Source organism: Arthrobacter jinronghuae (assembly GCF_025244825.1).
GTDB lineage: Bacteria > Actinomycetota > Actinomycetes > Actinomycetales > Micrococcaceae > Arthrobacter_B > Arthrobacter_B jinronghuae.
The window spans coordinates 1584553-1610423 of record NZ_CP104263.1 but is presented as its reverse complement, the minus strand read 5'-3'; the positions used below and the strand labels follow the sequence as shown (position 1 = coordinate 1610423).

27 protein-coding genes are annotated in these 25871 nt (G+C 65.7%); 13 read left to right on the top strand and 14 right to left on the bottom strand.

Going from position 1 to position 25871, the window contains the following annotated elements:
• Nucleotides 1–13: 13 nt before the first annotated feature.
• A complete protein-coding gene (locus N2K98_RS07415) occupies nt 14–496 on the bottom strand; it encodes a GNAT family N-acetyltransferase (protein ID WP_255797996.1) in 483 nt (160 codons plus the stop codon).
• 64 nt (nt 497–560) lie between these two features.
• Between N2K98_RS07415 and N2K98_RS07410 the strand changes: the two genes are divergently transcribed.
• Nucleotides 561–995: an SRPBCC domain-containing protein gene (locus N2K98_RS07410; RefSeq protein WP_255865369.1), complete on the top strand. Its 435-nt coding sequence runs from the start codon at nt 561–563 to the stop codon at nt 993–995.
• Nucleotides 996–1033: 38 nt separating this feature from the next.
• Nucleotides 1034–1579, top strand: a complete 546-nt coding sequence (locus N2K98_RS07405; protein WP_255865368.1) for a GNAT family N-acetyltransferase — start codon at nt 1034–1036, stop codon at nt 1577–1579.
• Here the strand turns inward: N2K98_RS07405 and N2K98_RS07400 are convergent.
• Entirely contained in the window at nt 1576–2076 is a 501-nt protein-coding gene (locus N2K98_RS07400) for a DinB family protein (protein WP_255865367.1), read from the bottom strand. The genes N2K98_RS07405 and N2K98_RS07400 overlap by 4 nt on opposite strands.
• A 120-nt stretch (nt 2077–2196) precedes the next feature.
• Here N2K98_RS07400 and N2K98_RS07395 point away from each other — a divergent pair, with 120 nt between their 5' ends.
• Nucleotides 2197–2439, top strand: coding sequence for a hypothetical protein (locus tag N2K98_RS07395; RefSeq protein WP_255798000.1), 243 nt, complete (start codon nt 2197–2199; stop codon nt 2437–2439).
• 122 nt (nt 2440–2561) lie between these two features.
• Here the strand turns inward: N2K98_RS07395 and N2K98_RS07390 are convergent, their stop codons facing one another.
• From N2K98_RS07390 to N2K98_RS07375, 4 genes are all read right to left on the bottom strand, one after another.
• Nucleotides 2562–2831 (bottom strand): GlsB/YeaQ/YmgE family stress response membrane protein, encoded by a 270-nt coding sequence (locus tag N2K98_RS07390; protein ID WP_255798001.1) that lies wholly within the window; start codon nt 2829–2831, stop codon nt 2562–2564.
• A 128-nt stretch (nt 2832–2959) separates the two neighbouring features.
• Entirely contained in the window at nt 2960–4681 is a 1722-nt protein-coding gene (locus tag N2K98_RS07385) for a bifunctional metallophosphatase/5'-nucleotidase (protein WP_255865366.1), read from the bottom strand.
• Nucleotides 4682–4861: 180 nt separating this feature from the next.
• On the bottom strand, nt 4862–5383 hold the full coding sequence (locus N2K98_RS07380) for a GNAT family N-acetyltransferase (RefSeq protein WP_255865364.1): 522 nt from the start codon (nt 5381–5383) through the stop codon (nt 4862–4864).
• Between the two features lie 9 nt (nt 5384–5392).
• Nucleotides 5393–5941: a GNAT family N-acetyltransferase gene (locus N2K98_RS07375; RefSeq protein WP_255865363.1), complete on the bottom strand. Its 549-nt coding sequence runs from the start codon at nt 5939–5941 to the stop codon at nt 5393–5395.
• 232 nt (nt 5942–6173) lie between these two features.
• Here N2K98_RS07375 and N2K98_RS07370 point away from each other — a divergent pair, with 232 nt between their 5' ends.
• Complete coding sequence (locus N2K98_RS07370; RefSeq protein ID WP_255798005.1) at nt 6174–6629, top strand: PGPGW domain-containing protein; 456 nt, start codon at nt 6174–6176, stop codon at nt 6627–6629.
• Between the two features lie 140 nt (nt 6630–6769).
• Nucleotides 6770–8740: a glycosyltransferase gene (locus N2K98_RS07365; RefSeq protein WP_255865362.1), complete on the top strand. Its 1971-nt coding sequence runs from the start codon at nt 6770–6772 to the stop codon at nt 8738–8740.
• A 56-nt stretch (nt 8741–8796) separates the two neighbouring features.
• On the opposite strand, the gene N2K98_RS07360 is transcribed toward N2K98_RS07365, so the two are convergent.
• A complete protein-coding gene (locus N2K98_RS07360; RefSeq protein ID WP_255865361.1) occupies nt 8797–10041 on the bottom strand; it encodes an MFS transporter in 1245 nt (414 codons plus the stop codon).
• A 102-nt stretch (nt 10042–10143) separates the two neighbouring features.
• On the opposite strand from N2K98_RS07360, the gene N2K98_RS07355 reads away from it, so the two are divergent.
• Entirely contained in the window at nt 10144–10539 is a 396-nt protein-coding gene (locus tag N2K98_RS07355) for a ClpX C4-type zinc finger protein (RefSeq protein WP_255865360.1), read from the top strand.
• 51 nt (nt 10540–10590) lie between these two features.
• On the opposite strand, the gene uvrA is transcribed toward N2K98_RS07355, so the two are convergent.
• Complete coding sequence (gene uvrA, locus N2K98_RS07350; RefSeq protein WP_407080015.1) at nt 10591–13119, bottom strand: excinuclease ABC subunit UvrA; 2529 nt, start codon at nt 13117–13119, stop codon at nt 10591–10593.
• 97 nt (nt 13120–13216) lie between these two features.
• On the bottom strand, nt 13217–14149 hold the full coding sequence (locus tag N2K98_RS07345) for an alpha/beta hydrolase fold domain-containing protein (protein ID WP_255865358.1): 933 nt from the start codon (nt 14147–14149) through the stop codon (nt 13217–13219).
• Nucleotides 14150–14310: 161 nt separating this feature from the next.
• Here N2K98_RS07345 and N2K98_RS07340 point away from each other — a divergent pair, with 161 nt between their 5' ends.
• From N2K98_RS07340 to N2K98_RS07325, 4 genes are all read left to right on the top strand, one after another.
• Complete coding sequence (locus N2K98_RS07340; RefSeq protein WP_255865357.1) at nt 14311–14691, top strand: hypothetical protein; 381 nt, start codon at nt 14311–14313, stop codon at nt 14689–14691.
• Between the two features lie 10 nt (nt 14692–14701).
• Nucleotides 14702–15100, top strand: a complete 399-nt coding sequence (locus N2K98_RS07335; RefSeq protein WP_255865356.1) for a phage holin family protein — start codon at nt 14702–14704, stop codon at nt 15098–15100.
• A 231-nt stretch (nt 15101–15331) separates the two neighbouring features.
• A complete protein-coding gene (locus N2K98_RS07330) occupies nt 15332–16573 on the top strand; it encodes a thiolase family protein (RefSeq protein ID WP_255798012.1) in 1242 nt (413 codons plus the stop codon).
• Nucleotides 16573–18699, top strand: a complete 2127-nt coding sequence (locus tag N2K98_RS07325) for a 3-hydroxyacyl-CoA dehydrogenase NAD-binding domain-containing protein (protein ID WP_255865355.1) — start codon at nt 16573–16575, stop codon at nt 18697–18699. The genes N2K98_RS07330 and N2K98_RS07325 overlap by 1 nt, the downstream gene beginning before the upstream one ends.
• A gap of 234 nt (nt 18700–18933) precedes the next feature.
• On the opposite strand, the gene N2K98_RS07320 is transcribed toward N2K98_RS07325, so the two are convergent.
• Nucleotides 18934–19836, bottom strand: a complete 903-nt coding sequence (locus tag N2K98_RS07320; RefSeq protein WP_255865354.1) for an SDR family NAD(P)-dependent oxidoreductase — start codon at nt 19834–19836, stop codon at nt 18934–18936.
• A 101-nt stretch (nt 19837–19937) separates the two neighbouring features.
• On the opposite strand from N2K98_RS07320, the gene N2K98_RS07315 reads away from it, so the two are divergent.
• The 3 genes from N2K98_RS07315 (at nt 19938) to N2K98_RS07305 (ending at nt 21187) form a co-directional block, all read left to right on the top strand.
• A complete protein-coding gene (locus N2K98_RS07315; protein ID WP_255865352.1) occupies nt 19938–20603 on the top strand; it encodes a TetR/AcrR family transcriptional regulator in 666 nt (221 codons plus the stop codon).
• Between the two features lie 62 nt (nt 20604–20665).
• Entirely contained in the window at nt 20666–20896 is a 231-nt protein-coding gene (locus N2K98_RS07310; protein WP_255865351.1) for a hypothetical protein, read from the top strand.
• Nucleotides 20897–21187, top strand: a complete 291-nt coding sequence (locus N2K98_RS07305) for a DUF4287 domain-containing protein (RefSeq protein ID WP_255865350.1) — start codon at nt 20897–20899, stop codon at nt 21185–21187. It abuts the gene before it with no gap.
• 152 nt (nt 21188–21339) lie between these two features.
• Here the strand turns inward: N2K98_RS07305 and N2K98_RS07300 are convergent, their stop codons facing one another.
• The 4 genes from N2K98_RS07300 to dxs all read right to left on the bottom strand — a co-directional run bounded on the left by N2K98_RS07300 (nt 21340) and on the right by dxs (nt 25850).
• Nucleotides 21340–22317: an aldo/keto reductase gene (locus tag N2K98_RS07300; protein WP_255865349.1), complete on the bottom strand. Its 978-nt coding sequence runs from the start codon at nt 22315–22317 to the stop codon at nt 21340–21342.
• A gap of 288 nt (nt 22318–22605) precedes the next feature.
• Nucleotides 22606–22920, bottom strand: coding sequence for a hypothetical protein (locus tag N2K98_RS07295; protein ID WP_255798018.1), 315 nt, complete (start codon nt 22918–22920; stop codon nt 22606–22608).
• Nucleotides 22921–22970: 50 nt separating this feature from the next.
• Nucleotides 22971–23828, bottom strand: a complete 858-nt coding sequence (locus tag N2K98_RS07290) for an SDR family oxidoreductase (RefSeq protein WP_255865348.1) — start codon at nt 23826–23828, stop codon at nt 22971–22973.
• A gap of 48 nt (nt 23829–23876) precedes the next feature.
• Nucleotides 23877–25850: a 1-deoxy-D-xylulose-5-phosphate synthase gene (gene dxs, locus N2K98_RS07285; protein ID WP_255865347.1), complete on the bottom strand. Its 1974-nt coding sequence runs from the start codon at nt 25848–25850 to the stop codon at nt 23877–23879.
• Between the last annotated feature and the right edge of the window lie 21 nt (nt 25851–25871).

The window sequence follows — 25871 nt, the reverse complement described above, 5'->3', positions numbered from 1 at the left end:
GGACTACGCTTTCCTAGCCCGTAACTGCCGGCTGCCCCAGATCCAGTTCAAGCACCCAAGCCTGAGCGGTTTCCGCGCGCGGGTCGATCACGAACCCCAGCCGTCGGTAGGCACGCAGGGCGACCGTGTTCCCCTTGGTGACCTTCAGCCGCGCGCTCCGGGCACCCTGTGCGCACGCCTGATCCAGCACCAGCCGTATCAGCTGCTGCGAGAGGCCCCGCCCGCGGAGCAACGGGTCAATGATGACCCGCGCTATATGCGCGGTCCCGTTCTCTACCCGAAGTTCGGCCTGACCGAACGCTGGTGTGCGCCCGGCACACAGAACCCACGGGGTAAGTCCCGGCACGGCAGCCAGGTCCGCGAACTGCTCGCCGGTAGGCGGCCAGGCCATCCGGGGACCGGTGAACATCAAAAGGGCGGCGTCGTCGGGAATCCAGTTGATGATGGTTTCCAGGTCCTCGACAGTACGTCGGCGAAGGGATAGCGGTGCAGTCATGTATGGATTATTGTCAACCGCTACGGCACCTGGAAGTGCCGCCCCACAGGAAAGCGGATCCACTATGGACGAGACAATTTACCGCACACATGTTGCAGCCCCTCCCGGCCGGGTCTGGGCGGAGTTGACTGCCACCGACATTCCCAGGGCCTGGATGTGGGACTCTGTCCTGATCGGATCGCTGGCCGAGGGCAGTTCCTATGCCTTCCAGTACGACGGTGAGGACCTGATCACCGGGACAGTCCTTGCAGTGGAGGCACCCGTACGCCTGGCACTGACTTTCAACCCGCAGTGGGATGGAACGGTGGCCGGCGAAGCCCCCGGCGTCCTCGAATACACCTTGCAGCAAACCGGAGACGGATGTGACCTGACTGTGCGCATCACCGGGCTGCACGGTGCCTCTGCCACCTCCGTGGAACATGACACACCGGGTATCTACGCCGGGCTAAAGACTCTGGTTGAAGCAATTCCCGTGGCTGGACACGCTGAGCCTGCCTAAGGGTTGGGTAGCTGCGTCCTCGAGCGCAATAATGACGGATGCCGCTTCTCACATCGACCCCGGATACGCTCCAGGTGGGGAGATTCACCCTCCACATCCTTACGGCTGCGGACTGGCGCCTCGACCAGGCCTTGTCCAGGGACGACGACGTCATCCGCTGGACCCTCTTCCCGCCGGACCTCAGCGACGATCGAGCCCGCTCCCGGATGGACCGCGCAGCGGAAGCACGCGGCGAGAGCCTCTTGGCACGGTATTCGCTGCGGCAGGGCGGGGAGGTGCTGGGCACAGCGGGAATCTCCTCCACCATGGACGGCACGCCGGAGCTTATGTATGCACTGTTGCCCTCCGGGCGCGGCCGGGGCGCCGCCACTGCCGCCACCCGCGGACTCAGCGACTGGGCACTGGCCAGCGGCATCCCAGAGGTCGCCCTGCGCACCATTTACGGAAACAGCCTGAGCGAGGCGGTTGCGCGCCGGGCCGGCTTCCATCCGGTGCGGACCGAGCAGCAACGCCAGCGCGGTGCGCTGGTCAAGATGCACTACTGGACGCGGTCAGCTTCGGACAGCGCTGTCCTGTCGGACTAGTCGCCGGTGGAGCCGTCCAGCAGCTCGCGCAGTATGTCCAGGTGCCCGCAGTGCCTGCTGGTTTCCTCGATCATATGGACCAGGACCCAGCGCACGCTCTGTCCCTTGCTGCCGCCCCGGCAGCGGTCCTCCAGTCCATACCGTGCCAGCACTTCGCGCGACTGGCCGCAGGCCGCCTCATAATCGGCAAGGAGCCGGACCAGGCTGTCTGACTCGGAAACACGGAACTCACCGTCGGGATCCTCTGCCGACCAACGGAGCGGCACCCCCTGCTGCCCGTCGATCCGGTCCTGGAACCAGAGCCGCTCGACGTCGGTCAGGTGCTGCACGAGTCCCGAGACCGTTGTCAGCGAGGGCAGCAGCTGCTTGGCTCCGTCGGCGTCGCTGAGTCCTGCCGCCTTCAGGTGGACTGTGGCCCGGAAGTAGTCCAGGAAACCGATCAGGGTCTCACGTTCGCCTGCTGCCTCGGGCGGTTCCACGCGCGTGTCATTTTCCATGGGCTCAATCTAATCGAACTTGTCCCCGCACTGGCCGCATTTACACCGGGGCGCGAACACGCTAGTGTTGTAATCCCTTGGTTTAGACGCGGGCCCGGGTTCCTCTGTTTAGGACACTCAATGACCCAACGTCCCATTGTTTCGATTGACCTTTTCCCGGATTTTTCCGCTATGACGGATAGCACGCTCGAATCCTTGTGCGATCAGGCATTTACCCAACTTGAAGACGGCCCCGTCGTTGAGGGCCTCCTTGCGTTCTATCTCTCGCTTCAGGCTGAGATTCAAGATCGAGAGGCCGATACGGCCCGAAGGCCGGAGCTCCCGGCGCAGCAGCAGAGCACCCCGCAGCCGGTTTCGGTCTAGACCGCCCCCAGCCTTCCCCGGGCATTGTTTTCCGCCTGTAACAGCAGCCTCTGAACACAAAACGTCCCGGCACCCAACGCGTATGCGTCGAGTGCCGGGACGGCTTGGTTAATGGCGCGGGCCTAGCGGCGTACCTGGTTGCCCTTGCCGCGGCCGGCAACACCCTCGGCGACGCCGATCAGCAGGACGGCGGCGACAACGGACACGATGAAGCCAAGGATGTTGAGCTCCCAAATGTCGCCGGTGCCCAGCAGGCTGGCGATGACTCCGCCGATGACGGAGCCGACGAGGCCGAGAAGGAGGGTCGCAACAATTCCCAGGTTCTGCCGGCCCGGCTTGATCAGCCGCGCGAGGGCTCCGATAACAAGCCCTGCAATGATGAATCCGATCATGGTTCTGGTCCCTTCGTAGCGGTACATGCAACGGGGGCGGGAACTCCCGCAAATCCGTTCTGCCATCAATCTTAGACAAGACCCACCGGATTTCCTAAGCGTACTGTCTATTTCCGCCCGGCGTCCGGCTATTCGAAGACAGGCACCCCGTTGCGCACCAGTCGCCAGTTGTTCTCCGCGAAATCAGCCGGATCCACCGTCCCCTGGGCCACCACATAGTCGATGAGCAGCTGGCGGATTTCCGTCTGCTGGTTCACCAGCACCGGAGCCGTGGAAATGTGCGGGAAGTTCCCGCCGCCGGACTGCCGGTAGTTGTTGGTTGCCACGGCAAACCGTTGGGCCGGATCCACCGGCGCCCCGTTGAAGCTCAGATTGACGATGCGCTCCCCCACCGGACGGCTGATGTCGATGTCATAGTCGACGCCGGACATCATGTCGTAGTTGTAGTCGGGGGTGCCGTCTGCGTTGGTCAGCGCGGCGGGATCCACCGGTACGCCGGGGGCGGTCTGGGTGAAGTACTTCGCCGAGTACTCCAGGTACTCCTTGACCTGGGCGCCGGTCAGCTCCACGCCGAACAAAGTGTTCGGGAAGACGTACAAACCGGCCAGGTCGCGGATGGTGACCGGACCGGCGGGGATTTCCGCGGTGCGGCTAAAGGGTGCCACCAACGAGAGCACCGGCAGGTCGGCGTTGGGGCCGCCGTCGAGCGCCCGGTCCACGGCCTGGGCCTGGACGGAATTCACGAAGTCCATCACAGCGGTGTCGCGGTACCGGGACTCCTCCGCGGGCATCGACTCGGTGGCATTGCCGACGGGCGTGTTGACGTAGTCGATCACCCGCTGGTGCTGTTCGGCCACCAGCTTGGACACCACGGGGTCTGCCTCGACAGTGTTGGCGTTCAACAGGGACGCCGACGCCGACGTCACGTCCCACTGCCCCCGCACCTTCGTCAATTCGAAGTCCATTACGGACAGGCGCATGCCCCAGTTCAGCGGCTCGGTCAGCAGCACCTTCTCACCGGTGGTCTTGTTGGCCACGAAGCGTTCCGGGATTTCCTGATGGGCATGCCCCACCAGAATGGCGTCAATGCCGGGCACGGTTTCCGCCAGCTGGGTGGAGGCGTTTTCCAGCGGCAGATCGTCGCCGTAGGAGGAGGTGCCGGAGGTTCCGGAGTGCGAGCTGACCACCACGACGTCGGCACCGCGGGCCTTCATCTCCGGGACGTATTTCTGTGCCTGCTCCACAATGCCCGGAAATTCCAGCTTGCCGTCAACGTTGTTCTTGTCCCAGATTGCCACTCCGGGATTGGTGAGGCCCAGAATCCCGACCTTCACGGGTTTGTTGCCCTTGGTTTTGACCGTCTTGATGATGTACGGGGTGAAGGCAGGTTTGTCCGTTGCTGTGTCCACCGCGTTTGCGCCGAGCAGCGGGAAGTTCAGCTGGCCTTCAAACTCGCGCAGCAATTCGAGGCCGTAGTTGAATTCATGGTTACCCAGCGCCGCGGCGTCGTAGTCCATCGAATTCATTGCCGCCGCCATGGGATGGATTTCCCCGGTTTCGGTAATCGGTTCCGTGTTGGCGAAATAGTCGGTCAGGGAGGTGCCCTGGATGGTGTCGCCTGCATCTATCAGCATGGTGGATTCCACACCGCGGTCTGCGCGGACCGAGTCCACCAGCGTGGAGACCTTAGCCAATCCGACGTCGTTGTGGGCGGCGTCGTCGTATTCGCCGTCCTTGAAATAGTCCCAGTTCTCGACATAGCCATGCATGTCGGAGGTTCCCATAACCGTGACACTGGTTTTCTGGTCCTTGCCGGCATGCTCCGGCGGCGCCGCTGCTGCAGGTGTCATCGACACGAGTGTAACTGCCACGGCCGCGGTGACTGCGGTGGCAGTACCCCGGCGACGGGCGAATGAATGCATCAAATTAAACAACTCCTCATAGTGCGTACAAATGTCCCTTAGGCACCCTTACAGGTAAAAGCCCCATTCTGGAAGACCCCGGTGTTCTGTTGCTTCGTCCTTGGGTCGTTAATCCGCTGCTGGGGCGTCGTCCCAGAGTTCTTCGCCGTCGGCGTCGAAATGGCCGGATGGAGTGAGGCCCAGGTGGCGGGCGACGGAGGATGAGGCGGTGTTTTCCGGATGGATGGATGCCGTGATCCGGACCGGCGGTTGTCGGCGGCGCAGCCAGGTGACCATGGCGCGGGCGGCCTCGGTGGCAGCACCCCTCCCCTGGAACGCCTCGCCCACCACCCACGCGATGTCCGACGTCGGCCCGTCCGCCTCCACTGTGGCCTGGACAAATCCAATGCTTCTGTCCTGTTCACGGATAATCCAGTTGAGCCAGGTTTCACGGCCGTCCGGCGACGATCCAACCGATTGGGCGGCATACCGGTTCGCCAGCTCCTGCGCTGTCGGTGCCTGACCGCCGATGTATTTGTAGATGGCAGTACCGGCCAGCACCTTCGTCATTTCCGCTGCGTGGTGCACACCCAAAGGCTCCAGCGTATAGCGATCAGTGGTAATCAGCTTGGCCCGGAGCATACCCGTCATCGCCTCCGCCTAAAGAATCCGCTGGAAAAGCAGATGGTCCCGCCACTCTCCGGCAATTCGGAGGTAGTCCGGCGCCATGCCGATCCGCTCAAACCCGGAGCGGGCCAGGACTTTCTGCGACGCAGCGTTGTCCAGCAGGGTGGCCGCCTGGACCCGGTGCAGCCCCAGCCCGCTTCGGCTAAGTTCGACGACGGCCTCCACCGCCGCGGTGCCGATCCCCCGTCCGGCATAGTCGCCGTCGACCCAGTAGCCGAGGTTGCCCGACTGGAAGGAACCCCCGACGATCCCAGTGAGCGTAATGGTGCCGACGATCCGCTCGTGATGGACCAGGACCCAGAGAACCTCCGTACCCGCGGCATGCTGGACCAGCTTGGACCTCAGGACCGTACGTTGGCCGGCCGGGGTGAAGAACGTGTCCTCCCTGAGCGGTTCAAAGGGCGCCAGATAACTCCGGTTCCGCTGATAGGCAGCGGCGAGTTCTTCGGCATCGGACAGATCCGCAACCCGGAGCTGAATACCGTGCAGTAACTGTGGGGCGGGAAGAGGTTCGCTAAGCACACTTCAGCGTAGCTCGCGTGTTCCCGGTCACTGTGTAAAGCGCATACGGCCGCGCGTCGACTCTGGATTCCGTCCGGCAGGACTACCCGGACGCCGGGCGTAGGCGCCGTCCGGATCCAGGTCCGGGTCGAAGGGCTACTTCTGCGTCCACGGTGTGCCGCCCTCCGGCCAACGGGAGCGGCTACTGTTTCCAACGCGGCCAACTCGCAGGTTGGTGTGGAAAGGTGGCCCAATGAACAGAACCGAACGGATTCCAGCGTGGCTGCGCCGCACCGGCATTGAGGTGGCCGGATGGTCTCTGGTGGTTCTGGGCGTGGCTGCCCTGGTGCTCCCCGGACCGGGGCTGCTCATGGTGGTTGCCGGTCTCGCTGTCCTGTCCCTGCGTTATGCGTGGGCCCACCGCTGGCTGCATCCGGTGAAAGAGCGTGCTTTCCGTGCGGCCGCACAGGGGGTGCAGACCACGCCGCGGATATTCGTAGCTGTCAGCGGCGGGCTGGCAGTCATGGCCGCCGGCGTGATCTGGGGGCTCTGGCGGCAGGTACCGCACTGGTGGCCGCTGGGGGATTCCTGGTGGCTGCCCGGCGGGTGGGTCACAGGCGGAACCCTGATTGCGTCGGGCGTCCTCGGCCTGGCCCTGATTGTTTACAGCTATGTGCGCTTCCGCCATTCGGGGTCATCCCGTAAGTAGGCCATCGGCAGGAAAACAGCCGTACACGCCAGATTACTCTTGTCCGAGCCTTCTCCGTCCGCCATGCTCTCCCCCCGGAACTACAGGGGCAGACCCGCTGTGGTGGCGGGATCCGCCACCACAGCGTTTGGGGGCAACGAATGGACATCGGCACTTTGAATGCGCCGGACGGGCTGGACTTGGCCGACCCGTCGCCATCCGGCGGAGACGAGCGCGGGGGGCTCCGCGTACTGCAGCGCGTGGTGCTCCCGGACGCGAGGGACATTGCTTCCCTGTCGTTGTACATCGATCCGGATACCGGAGGCGGCGGCGGAGCTTCGGCCCAAGCAGGACGCACCGCACCGGTCGGCTGGATCCATCCCGATGACATCCTGGGCCGCTCGTCCGTTCGTGTGCGGGCCGGGGAGCGGTTGTCCTTCGGCTCCTACTTCAATGCCTTTCCTGCCAGTTACTGGCGGCGGTGGACGACGGTCGAAGCCGTTATCCTGCAGGTCCGGACGGAAGGTTCCGGCTTCGTCCTGCTCTACTGCTCCAACGACGTCGGGTCTCCCCGGCGCTTGGAGATCAGGCAGGTACACGGCAGCCAGCACTCTGTCTTCGAGATTCCGCTTACCGCGTTCGGTGACGGCGGCTGGTGCTGGTTCGATCTAGTGGCCGGGGGCAACGGCATGGAACTTGCCTCGGCGAGGTGGTGCGCGGCGTCGGACGTTCCTGCGGGCAAGGCAACGTTGGGGATCACCACTTTCAACCGTGCCGAATACTGCCTGGACACAATAGGTGCCATCGAGGCTGATCCCGAGGTCCGGAAAGCCGTCCATGAACTGATCGTGGTTGACCAGGGAGACAGGAAGGTCCAAGACCAGGCCGGATACCCGGACCTGGCCCGGGCGATGGGCGGGCAGCTGCGGGTCATCAATCAGGGCAACCTGGGCGGCTCGGGCGGTTTTGCCCGGGTCATGAGCGAAACGGCGCAATCCGGGACCTCGATATACGCAATCCTCCTCGACGACGACATTGTCCTCGAGCCCGAGGGCATCCTGCGAGCCATTGCCTTCGCGGACCTCTGCCGCATCCCCACGATCGTCGGCGGACACATGTTCGACATGTACAACAAGTCCGTCTTGAATGCCTTCGCGGAGATGGTGGACCCCTACCGGTTCCTCTGGGGTCCCGGCAAGGGTCTGGGCCCCCATGACTTCGCGGTCTCCGGACTGCGTTCATCATCGATCCTGCACCGGCGCTGGGATGCAGATTACAACGGCTGGTGGATGTGCCTGATCCCGGTCCGGATCATCCACGAAGCCGGGCTGCCCCTTCCGATCTTCATTAAGTGGGACGACGCCGAATACTCGCTGCGGGCCCGCAAGCTCGGCTTCCCCACGGTGTCCCTGCCCGGGGCGGCGGTATGGCACGTTTCCTGGGCGGACAAAGACGATGCCGTGGACTGGCAGGCATATTTCCATGAGCGGAACCGCCTGATCGCAGCCCTCCTCCACTCACCGTATGCCAAGGGCGGCCGCGTCCTGCGGGAAAGCCTCGACACCGACTTCCGGCACTTGTTTTCCATGCAGTACTACCCCGAAACGATTCGGCTCATGGCACTTCGGGATGTCCTGCAGGGACCCGCCGGACTGCATGCAGCACTGAAGAACACCCTCCCCCGGCTGCAGGCGCTGCGGGCGGACTATTCCGATGCCGTGCTCGACCACGAACCTGGTGCCCTTCCGTCGGGACACACCGGCAAGGGACTCTCCAAGCCGCTGGGCAGGCGGTCCGGTGACGCGCCCCGATGGGGGGCATGGACTCTCAAAGCGGCACTTAAACACACGGCGCAGCCGGTGAGCCGGCGGATGGTGGCTGCCGTATCCCATCAAGACAGCAAATGGTGGACCCTGTCCAGGCTCGACGAAGCGGTGGTCACCAACGCGGAAGGTACCGGAGCCGCCCGCTACCAACGGGATCCCCGTCAAGTCCGGAAGATGCTGGCCGAAACGGCGGCATTGAAGGCAAGGCTCCTGGCCGAGTGGGAGTCGTTGCGTGCCGCTTACCGCGAGGCGCTCCCGGGCATCACCTCGATGGAGGCCTGGGAGCGGACATTCCGGGCAGATTGATCGCTTGCCTGCGTCCTGAACCCTCGCGCGCCGTTTATTTGGCCAGGGAGCCAGGTTCAACGGAACTGCGCCAGCGACTTCGCAAACGCGACCGGGAGCGCGGCCAGCCCGGCCAGCAGTGCCCACAGCCAGAGCACCGGCCCGGTGCCCGCTGCAGCTGCCGCCATCCCCGCAAGCAGTGCAGCCACGGGCATCACGCCGAGGGTCAGCGTCCGTTGCGCAGCACCCACCGTAGCCAGCTCATTCTGCGGGACCGTCCGGGGCAGCACTTCCGCCCCCGCGACGCCGGACAGGGCCACCAGGAAGCCCCAGACCAGGGTCGAACCGGCCAGCCACACCAGATCCGGCCCGGGAAGGACCGAACAGAAGACTGCCAGCAGGACCGCGGGCACCGACACCAGGGCGGCACCGGCCCTGAGCGCTCTGAGCCCCATCCGGCCGCTGAGGTACGGCGCGGCCGCAGCACCGGAAACTGCTCCGAAAGCGGACAGAACACCCAGTGCCGCAAAGGCCGACGGCGCAACGGCCAGGTCGCGCAGCAGATAGACCGGCAGGACGGTGTTGCCGACCATGGCGCCGGCATTCGTCAGGCAGGCGGACAGGGTCAATGCCCGCAGCGCCGGGGTGCAGCGCAGCGTGGCGAATCCGCGGCGGGCCCGCCCACGTGCAGGGCGCCCGGGAACCGGTGCAGCCGCAGGCAACCGGATTCCGTGTTGAAGCAGCCAGGACGAGGCGTAGGCGGCAGCACCGGTGAGGAGCAGCACCGGCATCCCCAGCAGGCCCAGAACGGTGCCCGCGGCAGCAGCGCCGCCGGCCGTCGTCGTCTGGTTGACCATGGCCAGCCGGGAGTAGGCCCGCTTCATTCCCTGCGGTCCGGACACCACCGGCACAACGGTGGAATGGGCGGTGGTGAAGAGGAGGTCCGAAATGCCGATCAACACGGCCGCGGCGAACAGCCCGGTTCCGGAGAGCCACCCCTGCCAGACACCGCCGGCGAGGAACAGCAGGACACCGCACCGCAGCAGGGAAGCCGCACCCATCGCAAGCAGTGGTTTGCCGATGCGGTCCACGATCACTCCGGCGCTCACGCCCAGCAGCAGGAAGGCTGCAATTCCGGTGGCGTTGAGAATACCCACGAAGCCCGGTCCCAGTCCCAGCACCGCAACGGCGAGGATGGGCAGGACCGTGCGGGTCAGGGCGTCAGCGAACCCCTCCGCCGCAGCGGTGGACGCGAGGAAACGGAAAGAACGTCCGCCCCGGATCCGGACCGTCGCCGGTTCCGGAAGTTGTGCAGTTGCCACGCGGCCCCCCTCGATGCTGTCAGGTAATGCCTGACATCCTGTCAGGGGTTACCTGACAGCACAAGAGGGCGGGCTCGATCGATGGCTGGCTAGACTGGGGCCATGCCTTCTGAGCTGAGCGGCACGGACCGTGATCACCGGGGAAACGAGCCCTTCATGTGTTCGTTCTGTCTGCGGCCGCGGCAGGAAACCGGAGTATTGGCGGCGGCCCCCACTGCCGCCATCTGCCGGGAATGCGCGGAAGGGGCCCTGAAACTGCTGGAAGCCCCCCGCCCGGCGGATCCCGATCCGCTTCCTGCCACTCCCTGGGAGGCGCTGAGCAATGACGAGTTACTGGAACGGCTCCCCCGGGTGGCGCAGGCACGGGACCAAGTGGAGGAGCATCTTCGACGCTGGGTGACAGCGGCCCGGGACAGGAACATCAGCTGGGCCGTCATCGGCGCGTCGCTGGGGATGTCGCGCCAATCCGCATGGGAGCGTTTCCGCACCGCGCCTTAGGTCCGCGTTCTACACGGGCCTAAGGCGTGGTGCTGCCCGGCACGGGCCGGCTTACGGGAGCAGCTTGAGCGCAGCCGACAGGTAGGGTGCCGTCCGGCTGGCGTCGCACGCCGCGACGTCGTCGGCAGTGCCGGCGCAGATGATCCGGCCGCCTTCCTCGCCGCCGGAGGGGCCCATGTCGATGACCCAGTCCGCGGACGCCACCACATTCATGGAGTGCTCCACCACCACCACGGTGTTGCCGGCGTCCACCAGCCGGTTGAGCTGGCGCAGCAGCAGCTGGACGTCCTGCGGGTGCAGGCCGGTGGTGGGCTCGTCGAGCAGGAACAGCGTGTGGCCGCGGCGGGCGCGCTGCAGTTCGGTGGCAAGCTTGATCCGCTGGGCTTCGCCGCCGGAGAGTTCGGTGGCGGGCTGGCCCAGGCGCAGGTAGCCCAGGCCGACGTCGAGCAGCGTCCGCAGGCTCCGGGCTGCGGCGGGCACGTCAGCCAGGAACTCGGCGGCGGTTTCCACCCGCATCGCCAGCACGTCGGCGATGCTCTTGCCGCGGTAGGTGACCTGCAGGGTTTCCTCGTTGTAGCGGGCGCCGTGGCAGACCGGGCAGGGACCGTAGGTGCCGGGCAGGAACAGCAGTTCGACGGCGAGGAAGCCTTCGCCCTGGCAGGTCTCGCAGCGTCCGCCCGCTACGTTGAAGGAGAAGCGTCCGGCGTTGTAGCCGCGGGCGCGGGCTTCCTCGGTGCCGGCGTAAAGTTTCCGCACCGCGTCGAAGAGGCCGGTGTAGGTGGCCAGGTTAGAGCGCGGGGTGCGGCCGATGGGCCGCTGGTCCACCCGCACCAGCCGGTCCAGGTGCTCCAGTCCGGCGATGCTGCGTACGTGCGCCCCCGGATCCTGTTCTTCCGGAGCCTCCGGGTCCTCTGGTTCGGTCGGCACGCCGTTCACCTGGCGGCCCACTGTTTCGGCCAGGACCTGGCTGACCAGGGTGGACTTGCCGGAACCCGAAACACCGGTGACCGCGGTGAACACGCCCAGCGGAATCTCGGCGTCCAGGCCCTGCAGGTTGTGCCGGGTGATTCCCTTCAGGCTCAGCCACTGGTCCGGAGTGCGGCGGGCCGGCTTTGCGGTTTCGGCCTCCCCGAACAGGAAGGGACGGGTGGCGCTCTCCTCAACTTCTGCCAGTCCGTCCACGGGGCCGCTGTAAAGCACGGTTCCGCCGCCGTCGCCGGCCTGCGGACCTACATCCACAATCCATTCAGCGCTGCGCACCACGTCCATGTTGTGCTCGACGACGAACACCGAGTTCCCGGCATCCTTGAGTTCCTGCAGCACGGTCAGCAGCGGCTCGGCGTCCGCCGGGTGCAGTCCAGCGGAGGGCTCGTCCAGGACATAGATGACCCCGAAAAGGCCCGAGCGCAGCTGGGTGGCGATCCGCAGGCGCTGCATTTCACCGGGTGAAAGGGTGGGGGTGGCGCGGGAGAGGCTGAGATAACCGAGGCCCAGGCCGATCAGCACCTCCAACCGGCTCAGCAGGTCCCGGGTGATGGTCACGGCAACTTCGGTGTCTTCATTGGAGGCCGCAGCACGGGAGGCGGTGCCCGCGGACTTCAGTTCCGCCGTCGGCCGGATGATTTCGGCCAGCTCGGCCAGCGTGGCGCCGTTCAACTCGGCAATGTTCCGGCCGGCGAACGTAACGGCGAGCGCCTCGGGACGCAGGCCCGCTCCGCCGCAGATCGGGCAGGGACCGGACACCATGTAGGCCAGGACCCGTTCGCGCATCTGGGCGCTGCCGGAATCCGCCAGGGTGTGCATCACGTAGCTCTTGGCGCTCCAGAACCGCCCCTTGTACGGTTTGGCCACACGGTCACGCTGCGGGGTGATCATCACCACCGGCTGCTCTTCGGTGAACAGGATCCAGTCGCGGTCCTTCTTCGGCAGCCGGTTCCAGGGCACGTCGACGTCGTAGCCGAGCTGGATGAGGATGTCCCGCAGGTTCTTGCCCTGCCAGGCGCCGGGCCAGGCAGCAATCGCGCCGTCCCGGATGCTGAGGCTGGGGTCCGGAACCAGGGAGTCCTCGGTGACGGTGTGCGCAATGCCCAGTCCGGAGCACTCCCGGCAGGCGCCGGCCGCCGTGTTGGGCGAGAAGGCGTCAGAGTCGAGGCTGCCGGGTTCGGCGTTTGCCGGATAGGTGCCTCCGCGGGAGAACAGCATGCGCATGGAGTTGGAGAGCGTGGTGAGGGTGCCGACGGTAGAGCGCGAGCTGGGCGCTCCGCGGCGCTGCTGCAGGGCGACGGCAGGCGGCAGCCCGGCGATTTCCTCGACCTTGGGGTTATGCCCCTGGGCGAGCAGGCGGCGCGCATAGGGGGCCACCGACTCGAAGTAGCGCCGCTGCGCCTCGGCGTAGATGGTGCCGAAGGCCAGGGAGGACTTACCCGAACCTGAAACGCCGGTGAAGGCGACAATCGCGTCGCGCGGGATGTCGACGTCGACGTTGCGCAGGTTGTTCTCCTGCGCTCCGCGCACGCGCACCATGCCGCTGGCGTGCAAATTAGGGGCAGATTCCGGGGAAGTTTTCGCGCTACTCATCATCAACAGGTTACCGAGCCCCTGCCCCCGGGACTAAATGATCAGCATGCTTTCCGCCTAGAGCGTGAGCTGCCGGACGCGGCCGGATTACCGCCTGGCGTCACTGACCGCGCCGCAGCGCCGTCCCGTAACGCCGCAGCAGGGCATCGCCCGCCTGCCGGGCGGCCGGCGACACTGTGTCCAGAGTCAGGAAGCCATGCACCAAACCGGGGTGAGCCACATAGTCGACGCCGGCTCCACCGCGCACCAGAGTTTCAGCCAGCAGCTGCCCCTCATCCCGCAGCGGATCATGTTCTGCAGTAGCGAGCAGAGTCCGCACGGACGTCGGGCGCCGTCCGCTGGCAGCGGCGACAGCCAACGGACTGTACTCGGCATACATCTCCGGGGACGCCGACGGTACCCACTGTGAAATGAAAAATGTCAGATCCCGCACCGACAGGCCCCACCCCTCATCCTTTTCGCCGACGCTGGGAAGGCCCAGTGCCAGGTCGGCGTTGGGATAGGCCAGCAGGAGCACTTGAGGCTGCAACCCGGTACCGGCCAGCCTGTCTGCGGCCAGGAAAGCAATCAGTCCGCCAGCGCTGTCACCGGCCAGCCCGACGCCGGGACGGAAGGACCCCAGTTCCGCCGGACGGTCCGCAACCCACGCCAGGGCACGCACAATGTCATCCACCGCCGCCGGCGCGGCATGCTCGGGGGCGAGCCGGTAGTCCACCGCCAGTACCGCAGTGTTGGCCAACAGTGCGAGGCGGCGGCAGAGCCTGTCGTGTGACTCGAGCCCGCCGAACACGAACCCGCCGCCGTGCACAAACACCGTCAGCGGCTGGATTCCGGCACCAGAGCGGTACAGCCGGGCCCGCAGCGCAGGCCTTCCGGGGAGGGAGACGTCGGTGACGCTGGCAAGCTCCGGGCCAGGAGGCCGGGCGCGGTCCTTCCTCAACAAAAGGATGGTTTCGAGTGAGGGCTCCACCCTTTCGCCGGTACGTATCCCATCCAGCCAGGCAGCCAACGCTGGATCAGCTATGGACTCCATGCGCCCAACCTACCAGCGCGGTTAGCGGGACATCTTCCAACCGGTGTCCGCCGGGAGGAAAATGAGGACACCAGCGGACTCCACTATTGCTCTTCGACGGGCACATGGCCACGTACGGCGGGCCCGCCACGCACCCGGGGGAATAATCAAAGGAGATTGACATGAGCTTCTGGGAATCCATGTGGAGCATCATTGTGGCGTTCTTTTTCGTGGCCTATCTAATCCTGCTGTTCCAGATCCTGGCGGATCTGTTCCGTGACCGGGAACTAGGCGGTTTCGCCAAGGCGGCCTGGATTTTCTTTCTGTTCGTCGCCCCCTTTATTACGGCGCTGGTGTACATCGTCGCCCGGGGCGGAGGCATGGCTGCGCGGAGTGAGGCCCGCGCCCGGGAGGAGGCGGAGGCAACCGACAGCTATGTACGGCGGATCGCCGCAACAGCTTCCCCCGCCCAGCAGATTGAGTCCGCGCGCAGCCTCCTTGCCGACGGGAGCATCACCGAGTCCGAGTTTGACCGGCTGAAGTCCATGGCGCTTTCCGCCTGACCCTGGCCTGATGAAAAACCTGCTGATCACGTGCCTGCTGCAGATACTTGCGGCAAGCGCAGCCCTTCTGCTGAGTATGTGGTGGGTGCCCGGTTTCCGCGTCCAGTGGCCCGGATTCGTCGCGACGGTACTGGTTGTTGTGCTCGCCCAGGCCGTTATGACGCCGCTGACCAACTGGGCGGCAAAACGCTACGCACCCGCTTTCCTCGGCGGGACGGGGCTTGCCACTGCCCTGTTGGCGTTGGTTATAGCCAGTACCATCCCGGCTGGAGTCAGCAACACCGGGATTGGCAACTGGATCCTTTCGGCACTCATCCTCTGGGTCGCATCAGCGGCCGGATCAGCAGTTGCCCAGGTCTTGGCCTCACGTCGCAGGGGCACCCCGGGCCAGGCTGCCGGACGCGCATAGCCCTGCTTCCCGCCCAGCCTATTCCGTTACTGCCCGGTGCGCAGGATTCCGGCACGGACCACGGGTTTGTCGAACGGCGGTATGTGGGTAGGGTCGATTCGGGACCGGCGTGATCCACGCCATAACGGATCAGTCCACGGCTGTCCGTCAGCATCCTTGCAGCCTATGTTACTCATGAGTAACATAGGCTCGGACGTTGTTCCGTTTCATATCTCAAAGAGGAGTAAGTACGTGAGCCCACAAAGCCGATCACGGCAGATCAGGGACGTAGTTTTCGTTGACGGAGTGCGGACCCCGTTCGGCAAAGCAGGCGAAAAAGGTATCTACGCCGGCATGCGGGCTGATGACCTGGTGGTCAAGTGCATCCGCGAACTGATGCGCCGCAACCCCTCCCTTCCTCCGGAACGCATTGACGAAGTTGCCATTGCAGCCACCACCCAGTCCGGTGACCAAGGCATGACCATCGGGCGCACCGCCGCGCTCCTGGCCGGCCTGCCGCGCACCGTCCCGGGCTTCGCCATTGACCGCATGTGCGCCGGCGCCATGACGGCCGTGACCACCACCGCGTCCGGCATCGGCTTCGGCGCCTACGACGTCGTCATTGCCGGCGGCGTGGAGCACATGGGCAACCACCCGATGGGTAAGGACGCCGATCCGAACCCGCGCTTCATGACCGAGCGGCTGGTGGACCCCGCCGCCCTGAACATGGGCAACACTGCGGAGAACCTGCATGACCGCTTCCCGCACATCACCAAGGACCGCACCGACGCGTACGCCGCCGCCAGCCAGGAGAAGCTTGCCAAGGCCTACGCCGGCAACTCCATCCAGCCGGACCTGGTTCCCGTAGCCACGAAGAAGCCCGGCACCGGCTGGACCCTGAACACCGTGGACGAACCGCCGCGCCCGGGCACCACCGTGGAAGACCTCGCCGCCCTGCGCACCCCGTTCCGTGCCCACGGCCGGGTCACCGCCGGCAACGCCGCCGGCCTGAACGACGGCGCCACCACCGCCCTGCTGGCCTCCGCGGAAGCTGCCGAGGAACTCGGCTTGGGCGTCAAGATGCGCCTGGTCGGCTACGCCTTCGCCGGCGTCGAGCCCGAGGTCATGGGCTACGGTCCGGTTCCCGCCACCGAAAAGGTGCTGGAGCAGACCGGCCTGTCCATCGAGGACATCGGCCTGTTCGAGATCAACGAGGCCTTCGCCATCCAGGTGCTGGCCTTCCTGGACCACTTCGGCATCGCCGACGACGATCCCCGCGTGAACCGCTACGGCGGCGCCATCGCCGTCGGCCACCCGCTGGCCTCCTCGGGCGTGCGCCTGATGAACCAGCTGGCCCGCCAGTTCGAGGAAGACCCGAGTGTGCGTTACGGCATGACGACCATGTGCATCGGCCTGGGCATGGGCGCGACCGTGATCTGGGAAAACCCGAACCACCCCGAATACAACACCGATTCCACGGAGGCCACGAAGTAATGTCTGCTCCTGACTACCAGCGCCTCGCGGGACTGTTCCCCACCGAGGTTGTCACCCACTCCTACGTCTCCGACATCCAGCTGCCGGGCAACCAGGGCACCTTCGCCCTGATCACCCTGGACAACGACGTCGACCACTCACGTCCCACCACGCTCGGCCCGAACACCCTGCTTGAGCTGGGCGCGAAGCTGGACGAGCTCAAGGCCCGTGCGGACAAGGGCGAGATTGTCGGTGTCGGTGTCACCGGCAAGCCGTTCTACCTCGTCGCCGGCGCCGACCTGTCGGCCGTGAAGTCCATCTCCGAATATGAAGACGGCGCTGCCATGGCCCACCTGGGCCACGACGTCTACGCAAAGCTCGGCAACCTGGGCGTGCCCAGCTTCTCCTTCATCAACGGCGTTGCCCTCGGCGGCGGCCTGGAGATCGCCCTGCAGTCCGATTACCGTACGGTCTCCACCGGCGCCGGCGCGCTGTCGCTGCCGGAGGCCTTCATCGGTCTGGTTCCCGGCTGGGGCGGCGTCTACCTGCTGCCGCGCCTGATCGGACCCGAGAACGCCGTGAAGGTGATGATCGAGAACCCGCTGAGCAACAACCGCACCCTCTCCGGGGCGGCCGCCTACAAGCTGGGAATTGCCGACGCCCTGTTCGAGCCGGCGGACTTCCTCGAGCAGTCACTGGCCTGGGCCTCCCGCGTGATCAGCGGCGAGGAGCAGGTTTCCCGGCCCAACGCCGTCGAACCCGCCGACGCCGGGGACGCGTGGGATGCCGCCGTCGCCAAGGGACGTGCGTTTGTGGAGGCCAAGACCTCCAACGCAGCCCCCGCACCGGCGCTGGTCCTGGACCTGCTCGAAGCCGGCAAGACCTGGACACGGGAGGAATCCCGCGAGGCCGAGTGCAATGCCCTGGCCGAACTGATGCAGACCCCGCAGTTCCGCTCCACCGTCTATGCGTTCCTGGACCTGGTCCAGAAGCGCGGCAAGCGCCCCGCCGGTGCACCGGACAAGAAGCTGGCCCGCCCGGTCACCAAGGTGGGCGTGGTCGGCGCAGGCCTGATGGCCAGCCAGCTCGCCCTGCTCTTCGCCCGCCAGCTCAAGGTGCCCGTGGTCATGACGGACATCGACCAGGCGCGCGTGGACAAGGGCGTGGGCTACGTGCACGCCGAGGTGGACAAGCTCCTGGCCAAGAAGCGCATCTCCCCCGACGCCGCCAACCGCACCAAGGGCCTGGTCACGGGTTCGGTCTCGAAGGAGGCGTTCTCCGACGCCGACTTCGTCATCGAGGCTGTCTTCGAAGAACTCTCCGTGAAGAAGCAGGTGTTTGCCGAGGTGGAGGCCGTGGTCTCCCCCGAATGCATCCTGGCCACCAACACCTCCTCGCTCTCAGTGACGGAAATGGCCGCGGACCTGCAGCACCCGGAACGCGTGGTCGGCTTCCACTTCTTCAACCCGGTCGCCGTCATGCCGTTGCTGGAAATCGTGCGCGCACCCAAGACCGACGACGCCGTGCTGGCCACCGCCTTTGTCCTGGCCAAGCAGCTGAAGAAGACCGCCGTGCTGGTCAAGGATGCCGCCGCTTTCGTGGTGAACCGCATCCTGGGCCGTATGTTCGGCGAGATCACCATGGTCTTCGACGAGGGCACCGACGCCGCCACCGCGGACAACGCACTGCGTCCGATGGGCCTGCCGATGTCTCCGTTCACCCTGCTCGCCCTCGTGGGCCTGCCGGTGGGACAGCATGTGCAGGAATCGCTGCACTCGGCCTTCGGTGAGCGCTTCTGGCTCTCGAAGAACTCGCAGAAGCTCATCGACGCCGGCATCAAGTCCCTGTGGCAGAAGGACGAGGACGGCAACGCCTACATTCCCGAGGAAACCCTGGCGATGCTGGACTTCGGCACCACGCCTTCCACCTCCGAGGAAGTCCTGCGCCGCACGCAGGATGCCCTGGCCGAGGAAATCGGACTCATGCTCGAAGAGGGCGTTGTCGCAGCTCCGGAGGACATCGACCTGTGCATGATCCTCGGTGCCGGCTGGCCGATGCACCTGGGCGGCATCACGCCGTACCTGGACCGTGTCGGTGCGTCCGAGCGCGTGAACGGCAAGAAATTCCATGCGGCGGCTGCTGCTTAGTTAGTCCGTTCGCTTCGCCCGCGCCTGTCCGCGCCGGGCGGACCGGAACGGCGGCAACGAAAATCCCTGCTCGCAGAACTCGCAGGAATTATTAAAGCCGCCTAACCCGGTCCGTCCGGCGCTTTCGTTAACGCCCGGGCCCAGCTAAGCCGCCTAACCCGGTCCGTCCGGCGCTCTCGTTAACGCCCGGGCCCAGCTTCAACTTCGATCTTCTCCACTGCGGAGCCCGCGACTTCAGCCCAGCGGAAATTTCACTCCGGTGAGTTCCTCTGAAATGGTCCAGAGGCGCTGCTGGACGGCTACGTCATGTGAGGCGGGGCTGGATGTGACCAGCTTCGGATAGCCCCTCGTCTGGGTCCGGTTGCCCGGACCGTAGTACTGGCCGCCGGCTACGTCCGGGTCGGTGGCAGCACGCAGGGTGGGCAGGGCACCCATTTCGGGCTTCTGGGTGAGCAGCGGAGCGAGCCAGGAGAAGGGGATCCGAATCGCGGCGGGGGCATTCCGGGCGAGTTCGGTGTTGGATACGCCGGGATGGGCGGCGGCTGCGATCGTCGTGCCATAGGGCGCGAGCCGGCGCTGCAGTTCGTACGTGAACATCAGGTTGGCCAGTTTGGCCTGACCGTAGGCGGCGACGCGGTTGTACGAGCGCTCCCATTGAAGGTCATCGAAGTGGATGGCCGCCCGGATACGATGCCCGGTGCTGCTGACCGTAACGACGCGCGAGCCGGGTACGGGCAGGAGCAGGTCCAGCAGCAGCCCGGTAAGGGCGAAGTGGCCAAGGTGGTTGGTGCCGAACTGCAGCTCGAAGCCGTCCACTGTGGTCCCCTTCGGCGTGTACATCACCCCGGCATTATTGATCAACAGATCAATGCTCGGGTGGGCCGCCCGGATGCTGTCCGCTGCGGACCGGATCGAATCGAGGGACGTCATGTCCAGCGCCTGCACCGTAACGTCACCGGCGATGCGGGCAGCGGCCTGCTTGCCCTTCTGGAGATCACGCACGGCCAGGACCACCGCGGCCCCGCGCGCGGCAAGCATTCTGGCGGTTTCGAAGCCAAGTCCGGTGTTGGCTCCGGTTACAACTGCCACCCTGCCTTGCTGATCGGGGATGGAATGTTCGTTCCAGGTGTCATTCATGGCCCGCTCCTAAAGTACCTTCGGTCTGTTAGTAGCAGCGAGCCTAGAAGGCGGTCGATCAGACGTCAATAGACCGCCGGTCTGTAAGGTAGGCTCGCCTCGTGACATTCCAACGTGCACGCAGCGAGGAGCAGAAGGAAATGCGCCGGCAGGCCATTCTGGATACAGCGGCCTCCATGCTCAACGAGATGCCCGTGGCCGCGGTGAGCCTCAACGAGCTCAGCCGTCGGGTGGGTCTGGCCAAGTCAAATGTCCTACGCTACTTCGAGTCGCGTGAGGCAGTGCTGTTGGAACTGCTGGACGACTTCCTGGGCAGCTGGCTCGCCGTGCTGGCAGAGGAGCTGTCCGAAGGCATCGAGTCATCTGCGGCACCGGAAGTACGGACGAACCAGCTGGCCGGGATCCTCAGCAGGTCATTGGCGGACCGTCCGGTTCTGTGCGACCTCTTCGGCGCGCAGGGCGGCGTCCTGGAGCACAATGTCTCAGTCGAAGTCGCCAAGCGGCACAAACGTTCCTCGCTGGCCAGGCTCGAGACCATGACCGAACTCGTGCAGCGCCATGTTCCCGAGCTCGGGGACAGTGCGCAGCGGTTCTGCCTGATAAGCCTTGTCACGGCTGGCGCCCTGTCCTCCTACGTTCCGGCGCCGGCCAGCCTCCTCGCCGCCTATGCCGAGGAGCCCGCACTTGGCGTACTCCATGTGGATCTGCAGGATGCCCTCCGGGTCGCCTTCACCTCGGCACTCATGGGCGTGCTGCCACGCGCCTGAACCGCCGGGTGGTACGCCGGTTCGCTCTGGTCAGGAGGCTGCGCCCGCGCTAACCTCCCTGCATGAGCCAGGACCCAGCATGGTCGCAGAAGCGTGCCAAGCGGATGGTGGTGCTCATGCTCAGCGCATGTGTTTTTGGCTGGCTCTACATCCTGCTTCCGTTCGACGAACCCTGGAGCTGGATGCTGCTGGGTATCGAGATCGCACTCGGTATCGTTTTCATTAGCCTGCTGGTACGCCCCGTCCGCGCGCGGCGGGAGGAGTACTGGCGTGAACGGGAAAAGGACAACTAGATGTCTTTTCAGGCCTATCTCGACGCAGTTGAAGAAAAAACAGGACTAACACCCCGCCAGCTTGTGGATATCGCCGCAGCGAAAGGGTTCAGCGGAGGAAACGTCAAGGCCGGCGATATCCTCGAATGGCTCAAGACCGACTACGGAATCGGACGCGGTCACGGGATGGCACTCGTCCACGTCATTAAGAATGGTGCCCAAATAGACCAGAAACACGTCGGCACCACGGGAACACACCGGGACGATTCCGAAACCCTGTGGCTCGACGGCAAGGCCACCAAGCCCGCCTGACCCACCCGCTGCTTCGGCGGGTCCGTAGCGGCTGGAGGGGCCGGCGGGTCCGGGTTAGGCGGCTTCAATAATCCCGGCGAACTGAAGCGAGCAAGGGATTTTCGTTGCCGCCGTTCCGGACCCTCCGGACCACCCAAGGTGACGAGAGGAGCTTAGAACAAAGCAACCTTCGGCGTCTTCGGGAAGATCCGGTCCAGTTCTTCCAGGTCCTTCTCCGACGGCTCCCAGCACACGGCGTCGGCATTCTGCTGCACCTGCTCCACCTTGGTGGCACCGGCAATCACGGAGGCCACCGACGGCTGGGCGGCAAGCCAGGAGAAGGCCACCTGCACCTCGGTGAGGCCGCGCTCGGCTGCGAACCGGCCAAACTCCCCAAGCTGCCCGAAGTCCGCGTTCTCCAGGAGGTTGGTCCGGGAGTGCGTCAACCGGCTGCCTTCCGGAGCCTTGCCGCTGCTGTATTTGCCCGTGAGCAGGCCGTTGGCCAGTGGGAAGTAGGGCAGCACGCCCAATCCGTAGGCTTCAGCGGCCGGAGTGACCTCCAGCTCGGCCCGGCGGTCCAGCAGGTTGTAATGGTTCTGTGAGGAGATGAACGGTGTGAAGCCGCCCATCCGGGCCACAAACTCCGCTTCGGCAATCTGCCATCCCGCTCGGTTGGAGTGTCCGATGTACCGGACCTTGCCGCTGGTCACCAGGTCATCGAGGGCCGCAAGGGTCTCCTCGATGGGCGTCAGCGGGTCCGGGGTGTGGAACTGGTAGAGGTCAATCCAGTCCGTGTTCAGGCGGCGCAGGGAAGCCTCAGCAGCCTTCACGATGTACCGCCGGGATCCCCGGGCACCGAAGTCTGCGCCGTTGACACCCTTCATGTCCATGCCGAATTTGGTTGCCACCACCACGTCGTCGCGGCGGTTGCCCAGCGCCTTGCCCAGCATTTCCTCGCTGAGCCCCGGGGTACGCCCGTAGGCGTCAGCCACATCAAAAAGCGTGATGCCGGCGTCGACGGCGGCATTGACGACGGCGTCGGTGCCCTCCTGCGATTCCGTGGGCGTCCCCGGACGGCCCAGGTTGTTGCAACCCAGTCCGACCGTGGAGACGGTCAGGCCGGAATTTCCGAGTCTGTTATATGAAGTCATGCAAACTACGGTACTCCCGCGAACCGCTCTCTTTGTGCGTCCCTTGACCCCTGCGGTTTGGGGGAAATCCCTGCGGTTTGTCCGGATCCCTGCTCCGCGCGGCGCGGGAACCCGGACAAACCGCAGGGAATCGGACAGAATGCAGGGATCCGGGCTCCAGCTGGAACTCACGGCATCCGAATCGCTGCCGTTTAGGAAAAATCCTGCCGGTTTGGGAAATTCCAACCGCTGCGCAGCGGAGGCTTTTCCCAAACGGGCAGCAAACTCCCGGACCGGCAGCAGAACGCGCTAGCCCAGGAACGTGTCCAGGCTGTTGTTGGGGCCCGGCGCCTTGTCCGTTTCCAGGATGTACTGGATGGGGATGGCTCCGGTGGGAAGGAGTCCGGTGTAGACCTGCTCGCTGCGCCGGCGCTCGGCCTCGATCCCCTCGCCCTGGACCGCTGCGGAGAACGCCTGCACGGCCAGCGGCTCGGTCCCCTGCTGCTCGCTCCAAATAATGTACATACCGTACAGGTCCGCTACTGGTGTTGCTTCATCATCCATGTCGCCCACCGTGCACTCGGCAAGAAAGCGGGCGATGTCCGACGGCATGTGGTGTTCCATACCTTCGACCCTATCCCCTGCACGCCCCGTGGTGCACTCCCAGGCGGTGTTCAGTTACGGGTTTGCTGGAGGTAATCCTCGAACCCCAGCGGGGCAATACCGGTGAGCCGTTCAATGTCCGGGCTGGCCGGTGCCAGCTGGCCCGCGGCAATGGCCTGGTAGCTGCTGGCCCATGCCTCCGCCTGCCATCGGGCGGCGCCGCTCTTCATTCGGGAGGCCACGGCCTCGTCATAGGTTTCCGCCTGGTACCTCACGGGGGTTCCGGTCGCCCGGGACAGGATGCCGGCAACCTCTTCCATGCTCAGCTCGGCGGGGCCGGTCAGGGTGTAGGCGCGGTTCCGGTGCTGCTCCGGTGACAACAGGATCTTCACGGCTGTGCGGGCAACATCCCTCCGCGCCACCGGGGCGAAACTCCCCTCTCCCGCCGGACCGCGCATGACGCCGTCGGGCTGGACAAAGGTCGGAAGCACGTCCTGGTACAGGCAGTCGCGCAGGAACGTGTGCTCCAGGCCCTGACTGGAGGCGATGTACTCCTCCGTGGCGGCATGGTCACGGGCCAGCGTGAAGACGGCGTCGGGCGCCGCACCCATGAAGGACGTGTAGACAATGTGCTGCACGCCGGCATCGACGGCCGCGTCCACAAAGGTGCAGTGGTCCTCCACCCGGTGCGGGCTCTCCGCGGCCGACACCATGAACAGGGTGTGCACGCCGCGCAGGGCACTGACCGCCTGCGGCCGGTCCAGGTAGGACGCCGCGAAAACGGGGGTATTCGGCAGCTCAGGCAGCCGGGCGGTGTGCCGCGCGAGCAGCCGCTGCCGGACCCCGGCCTCGGCCAGCATCCGGGCAACCGCTCCGCCCAGGGCACCGGTGGCTCCTGTAACGGCGAGGGCAGGAACATTATCCGCCATGGCTTACACCCCTTCAGAGAGTCGTCCGGCCGCCCGGACCCTGCGCGGCTACTGGATCTTCGGTACCTGCCCCGTCGGCATTTCGGAGCCGGGCAGCGGCCGGGCAAACGGCACCTTCGTGCCGAGGACCTGGGCGACGACGTCGTTGGCAATCTGCCGGGCGGTCAGCCCGACCCGCTCCAGCACCTCGCTGCGGCTGCCGTGGTCCAGGAACTCGGCCGGCAGCCCGACCTCGTTCAATGCGGTGTCCACGCCCGCGGCCCGCATTTCCTGCCGGATCCGCGAGCCCACCCCGCCGGCCCGGACGCCATCTTCGATCACAATGACAATCCGGTGGTCGGCGGCAATGCGGATGATGGACCGCGGCACGGGCAGCACCCAGCGCGGATCCACGACGGTGGAACTGATGCCCTGCGCGCCGAGCCGGTCGGCGACGTCCAGGGCCATATCCGCCATGGCGCCCACGCTGACGATCAGGACGTCATTGGAGCTGTCCCCGGTGGGGCGCCGGGCCAGGATGTCCACGCCGTCGGAGGTCCGCTCCACGGCATCGATATCGCTTCCCACGGTGCCCTTGGAGAAGCGCACCACGCTGGGGGCATCGGAGATGGCCACGGCTTCGCGCAGCTCCTCCTTCAGCCGGGTGGCGTCGCGCGGCGCAGCCAGGTGCAGCCCGGGGACAATCTGCAGCATGGACATGTCCCACATGCCATGGTGGCTGGCGCCGTCCGGGCCCGTGACGCCGGCCCGGTCCAGGACGATGGTCACGCCGGCCTTGTGCAGGGCGACGTCCATCAGCAGCTGGTCGAACGCACGGTTCAGGAAGGTCGCGTACAGCGCCACCACCGGGTGCAGGCCGCCGAAGGCCATGCCTGCGGCAGAGGTGAGGGCGTGCTGTTCGGCGATGCCGACGTCGAACACCCGGTCCGGATGCCGCTCGGCAAAACGGTGAAGGCCCACCGGGATAAGCATGGCACCGGTGATTCCGACGATATCGGTGCGTTCGTCCGCAATCTCGGCGATCTCCGTGGCGAATACGGACGTCCAGGACTCCTTGCTGCCCGGCTCCACGGGGGCACCCGTTTCCGGGTCAATGATCCCGACCGCGTGGAACTGGTCCGCCTCGTGGGCGCGGGCCGGAGCGTAGCCGCGGCCCTTCTCGGTCATGGCGTGCACAATGACCGGACCGGCGTAGTTCTTGGCCTTGTGCAGGGCGCGTTCGACGGCGTCAAGGTCGTGGCCGTCGATGGGTCCCACATACTTCATGCCGAGGTCCTCGAAGAGGCCCTGCGGAGTCCACCAGTCCTTGATGCCCTTCTTAGCGGCGTGCAGGCTGCGGTAGGCGAACCGACCTGCAGGACCGCCCTTCTGCAGGCGGTCGCGCCACCAGCCGAGGGTGTTCTCATAGGCGTGGTGCGTGCGCACCGCGTCGATGGTGGGCCGCAGGGACGCCAGGTAGTCGGCGAGGCCGCCGATGGTCGGGGCGTAGGAGCGGCCGTTGTCATTGACCACAATCACTACACGGCGGCGCTGGTCCGCGGCTATGTTGTTCAGGGCTTCCCAGGCCATGCCGCCGGTCAGGGCGCCGTCGCCCACCATGACCACGGTGTAGCGGTCGCCTTCGCCGCTGAGCTGCCGGGCACGGGAGATGCCGTCCGCCCAGGAGAGCGAGGAGGAGGCGTGGGAGCTTTCCACGATGTCGTGGACCGACTCGGCACGCGAGGGATAACCGGACATGCCGCCCTGCTGGCGCAGTGTGGCGAAGTCCTGGCGGCCGGTGAGGATCTTGTGCACGTAGGACTGGTGCCCGGTGTCGAAGACAATGCTGTCCCGCGGGGAATCAAAGACCCGGTGGATGCCCATGGTCAGTTCCACCACGCCCAGGTTCGGGCCGAGGTGCCCGCCGGTCTGCGCGACGTTCGTGATCAGAAATGAACGGATCTCTTCAGCAAGCCGCTTCAGCTGTGTCAGCGAAAGCCTGCTGAGGTCCCGAGGATCCCGGATTGTTTCCAGAAGTCCCAACAGGGGTGCCTCCCTTGAGTC

Coding starts and splice junctions, on each gene's coding strand:
- N2K98_RS07380 (WP_255865364.1), bottom strand. CDS start 5,383: ATGACGGGTATGCTCCGGGCCAAGCTGATTACCACTGATCGCTATACG.
- N2K98_RS07355 (WP_255865360.1), top strand. CDS start 10,144: ATGCCTTCTGAGCTGAGCGGCACGGACCGTGATCACCGGGGAAACGAG.
- N2K98_RS07340 (WP_255865357.1), top strand. CDS start 14,311: ATGAGCTTCTGGGAATCCATGTGGAGCATCATTGTGGCGTTCTTTTTC.
- N2K98_RS07390 (WP_255798001.1), bottom strand. CDS start 2,831: ATGATCGGATTCATCATTGCAGGGCTTGTTATCGGAGCCCTCGCGCGG.
- N2K98_RS07410 (WP_255865369.1), top strand. CDS start 561: ATGGACGAGACAATTTACCGCACACATGTTGCAGCCCCTCCCGGCCGG.
- N2K98_RS07335 (WP_255865356.1), top strand. CDS start 14,702: ATGAAAAACCTGCTGATCACGTGCCTGCTGCAGATACTTGCGGCAAGC.
- N2K98_RS07385 (WP_255865366.1), bottom strand. CDS start 4,681: ATGACACCTGCAGCAGCGGCGCCGCCGGAGCATGCCGGCAAGGACCAG.
- N2K98_RS07400 (WP_255865367.1), bottom strand. CDS start 2,076: ATGGAAAATGACACGCGCGTGGAACCGCCCGAGGCAGCAGGCGAACGT.
- N2K98_RS07290 (WP_255865348.1), bottom strand. CDS start 23,828: ATGGCGGATAATGTTCCTGCCCTCGCCGTTACAGGAGCCACCGGTGCC.
- N2K98_RS07345 (WP_255865358.1), bottom strand. CDS start 14,149: ATGGAGTCCATAGCTGATCCAGCGTTGGCTGCCTGGCTGGATGGGATA.
- N2K98_RS07320 (WP_255865354.1), bottom strand. CDS start 19,836: ATGAATGACACCTGGAACGAACATTCCATCCCCGATCAGCAAGGCAGG.
- N2K98_RS07305 (WP_255865350.1), top strand. CDS start 20,897: ATGTCTTTTCAGGCCTATCTCGACGCAGTTGAAGAAAAAACAGGACTA.
- N2K98_RS07295 (WP_255798018.1), bottom strand. CDS start 22,920: ATGGAACACCACATGCCGTCGGACATCGCCCGCTTTCTTGCCGAGTGC.
- N2K98_RS07415 (WP_255797996.1), bottom strand. CDS start 496: ATGACTGCACCGCTATCCCTTCGCCGACGTACTGTCGAGGACCTGGAA.
- uvrA (WP_407080015.1), bottom strand. CDS start 13,119: ATGATGAGTAGCGCGAAAACTTCCCCGGAATCTGCCCCTAATTTGCAC.
- N2K98_RS07395 (WP_255798000.1), top strand. CDS start 2,197: ATGACCCAACGTCCCATTGTTTCGATTGACCTTTTCCCGGATTTTTCC.
- N2K98_RS07325 (WP_255865355.1), top strand. CDS start 16,573: ATGTCTGCTCCTGACTACCAGCGCCTCGCGGGACTGTTCCCCACCGAG.
- N2K98_RS07370 (WP_255798005.1), top strand. CDS start 6,174: ATGAACAGAACCGAACGGATTCCAGCGTGGCTGCGCCGCACCGGCATT.
- N2K98_RS07300 (WP_255865349.1), bottom strand. CDS start 22,317: ATGACTTCATATAACAGACTCGGAAATTCCGGCCTGACCGTCTCCACG.
- N2K98_RS07310 (WP_255865351.1), top strand. CDS start 20,666: ATGAGCCAGGACCCAGCATGGTCGCAGAAGCGTGCCAAGCGGATGGTG.
- N2K98_RS07405 (WP_255865368.1), top strand. CDS start 1,034: ATGCCGCTTCTCACATCGACCCCGGATACGCTCCAGGTGGGGAGATTC.
- N2K98_RS07365 (WP_255865362.1), top strand. CDS start 6,770: ATGGACATCGGCACTTTGAATGCGCCGGACGGGCTGGACTTGGCCGAC.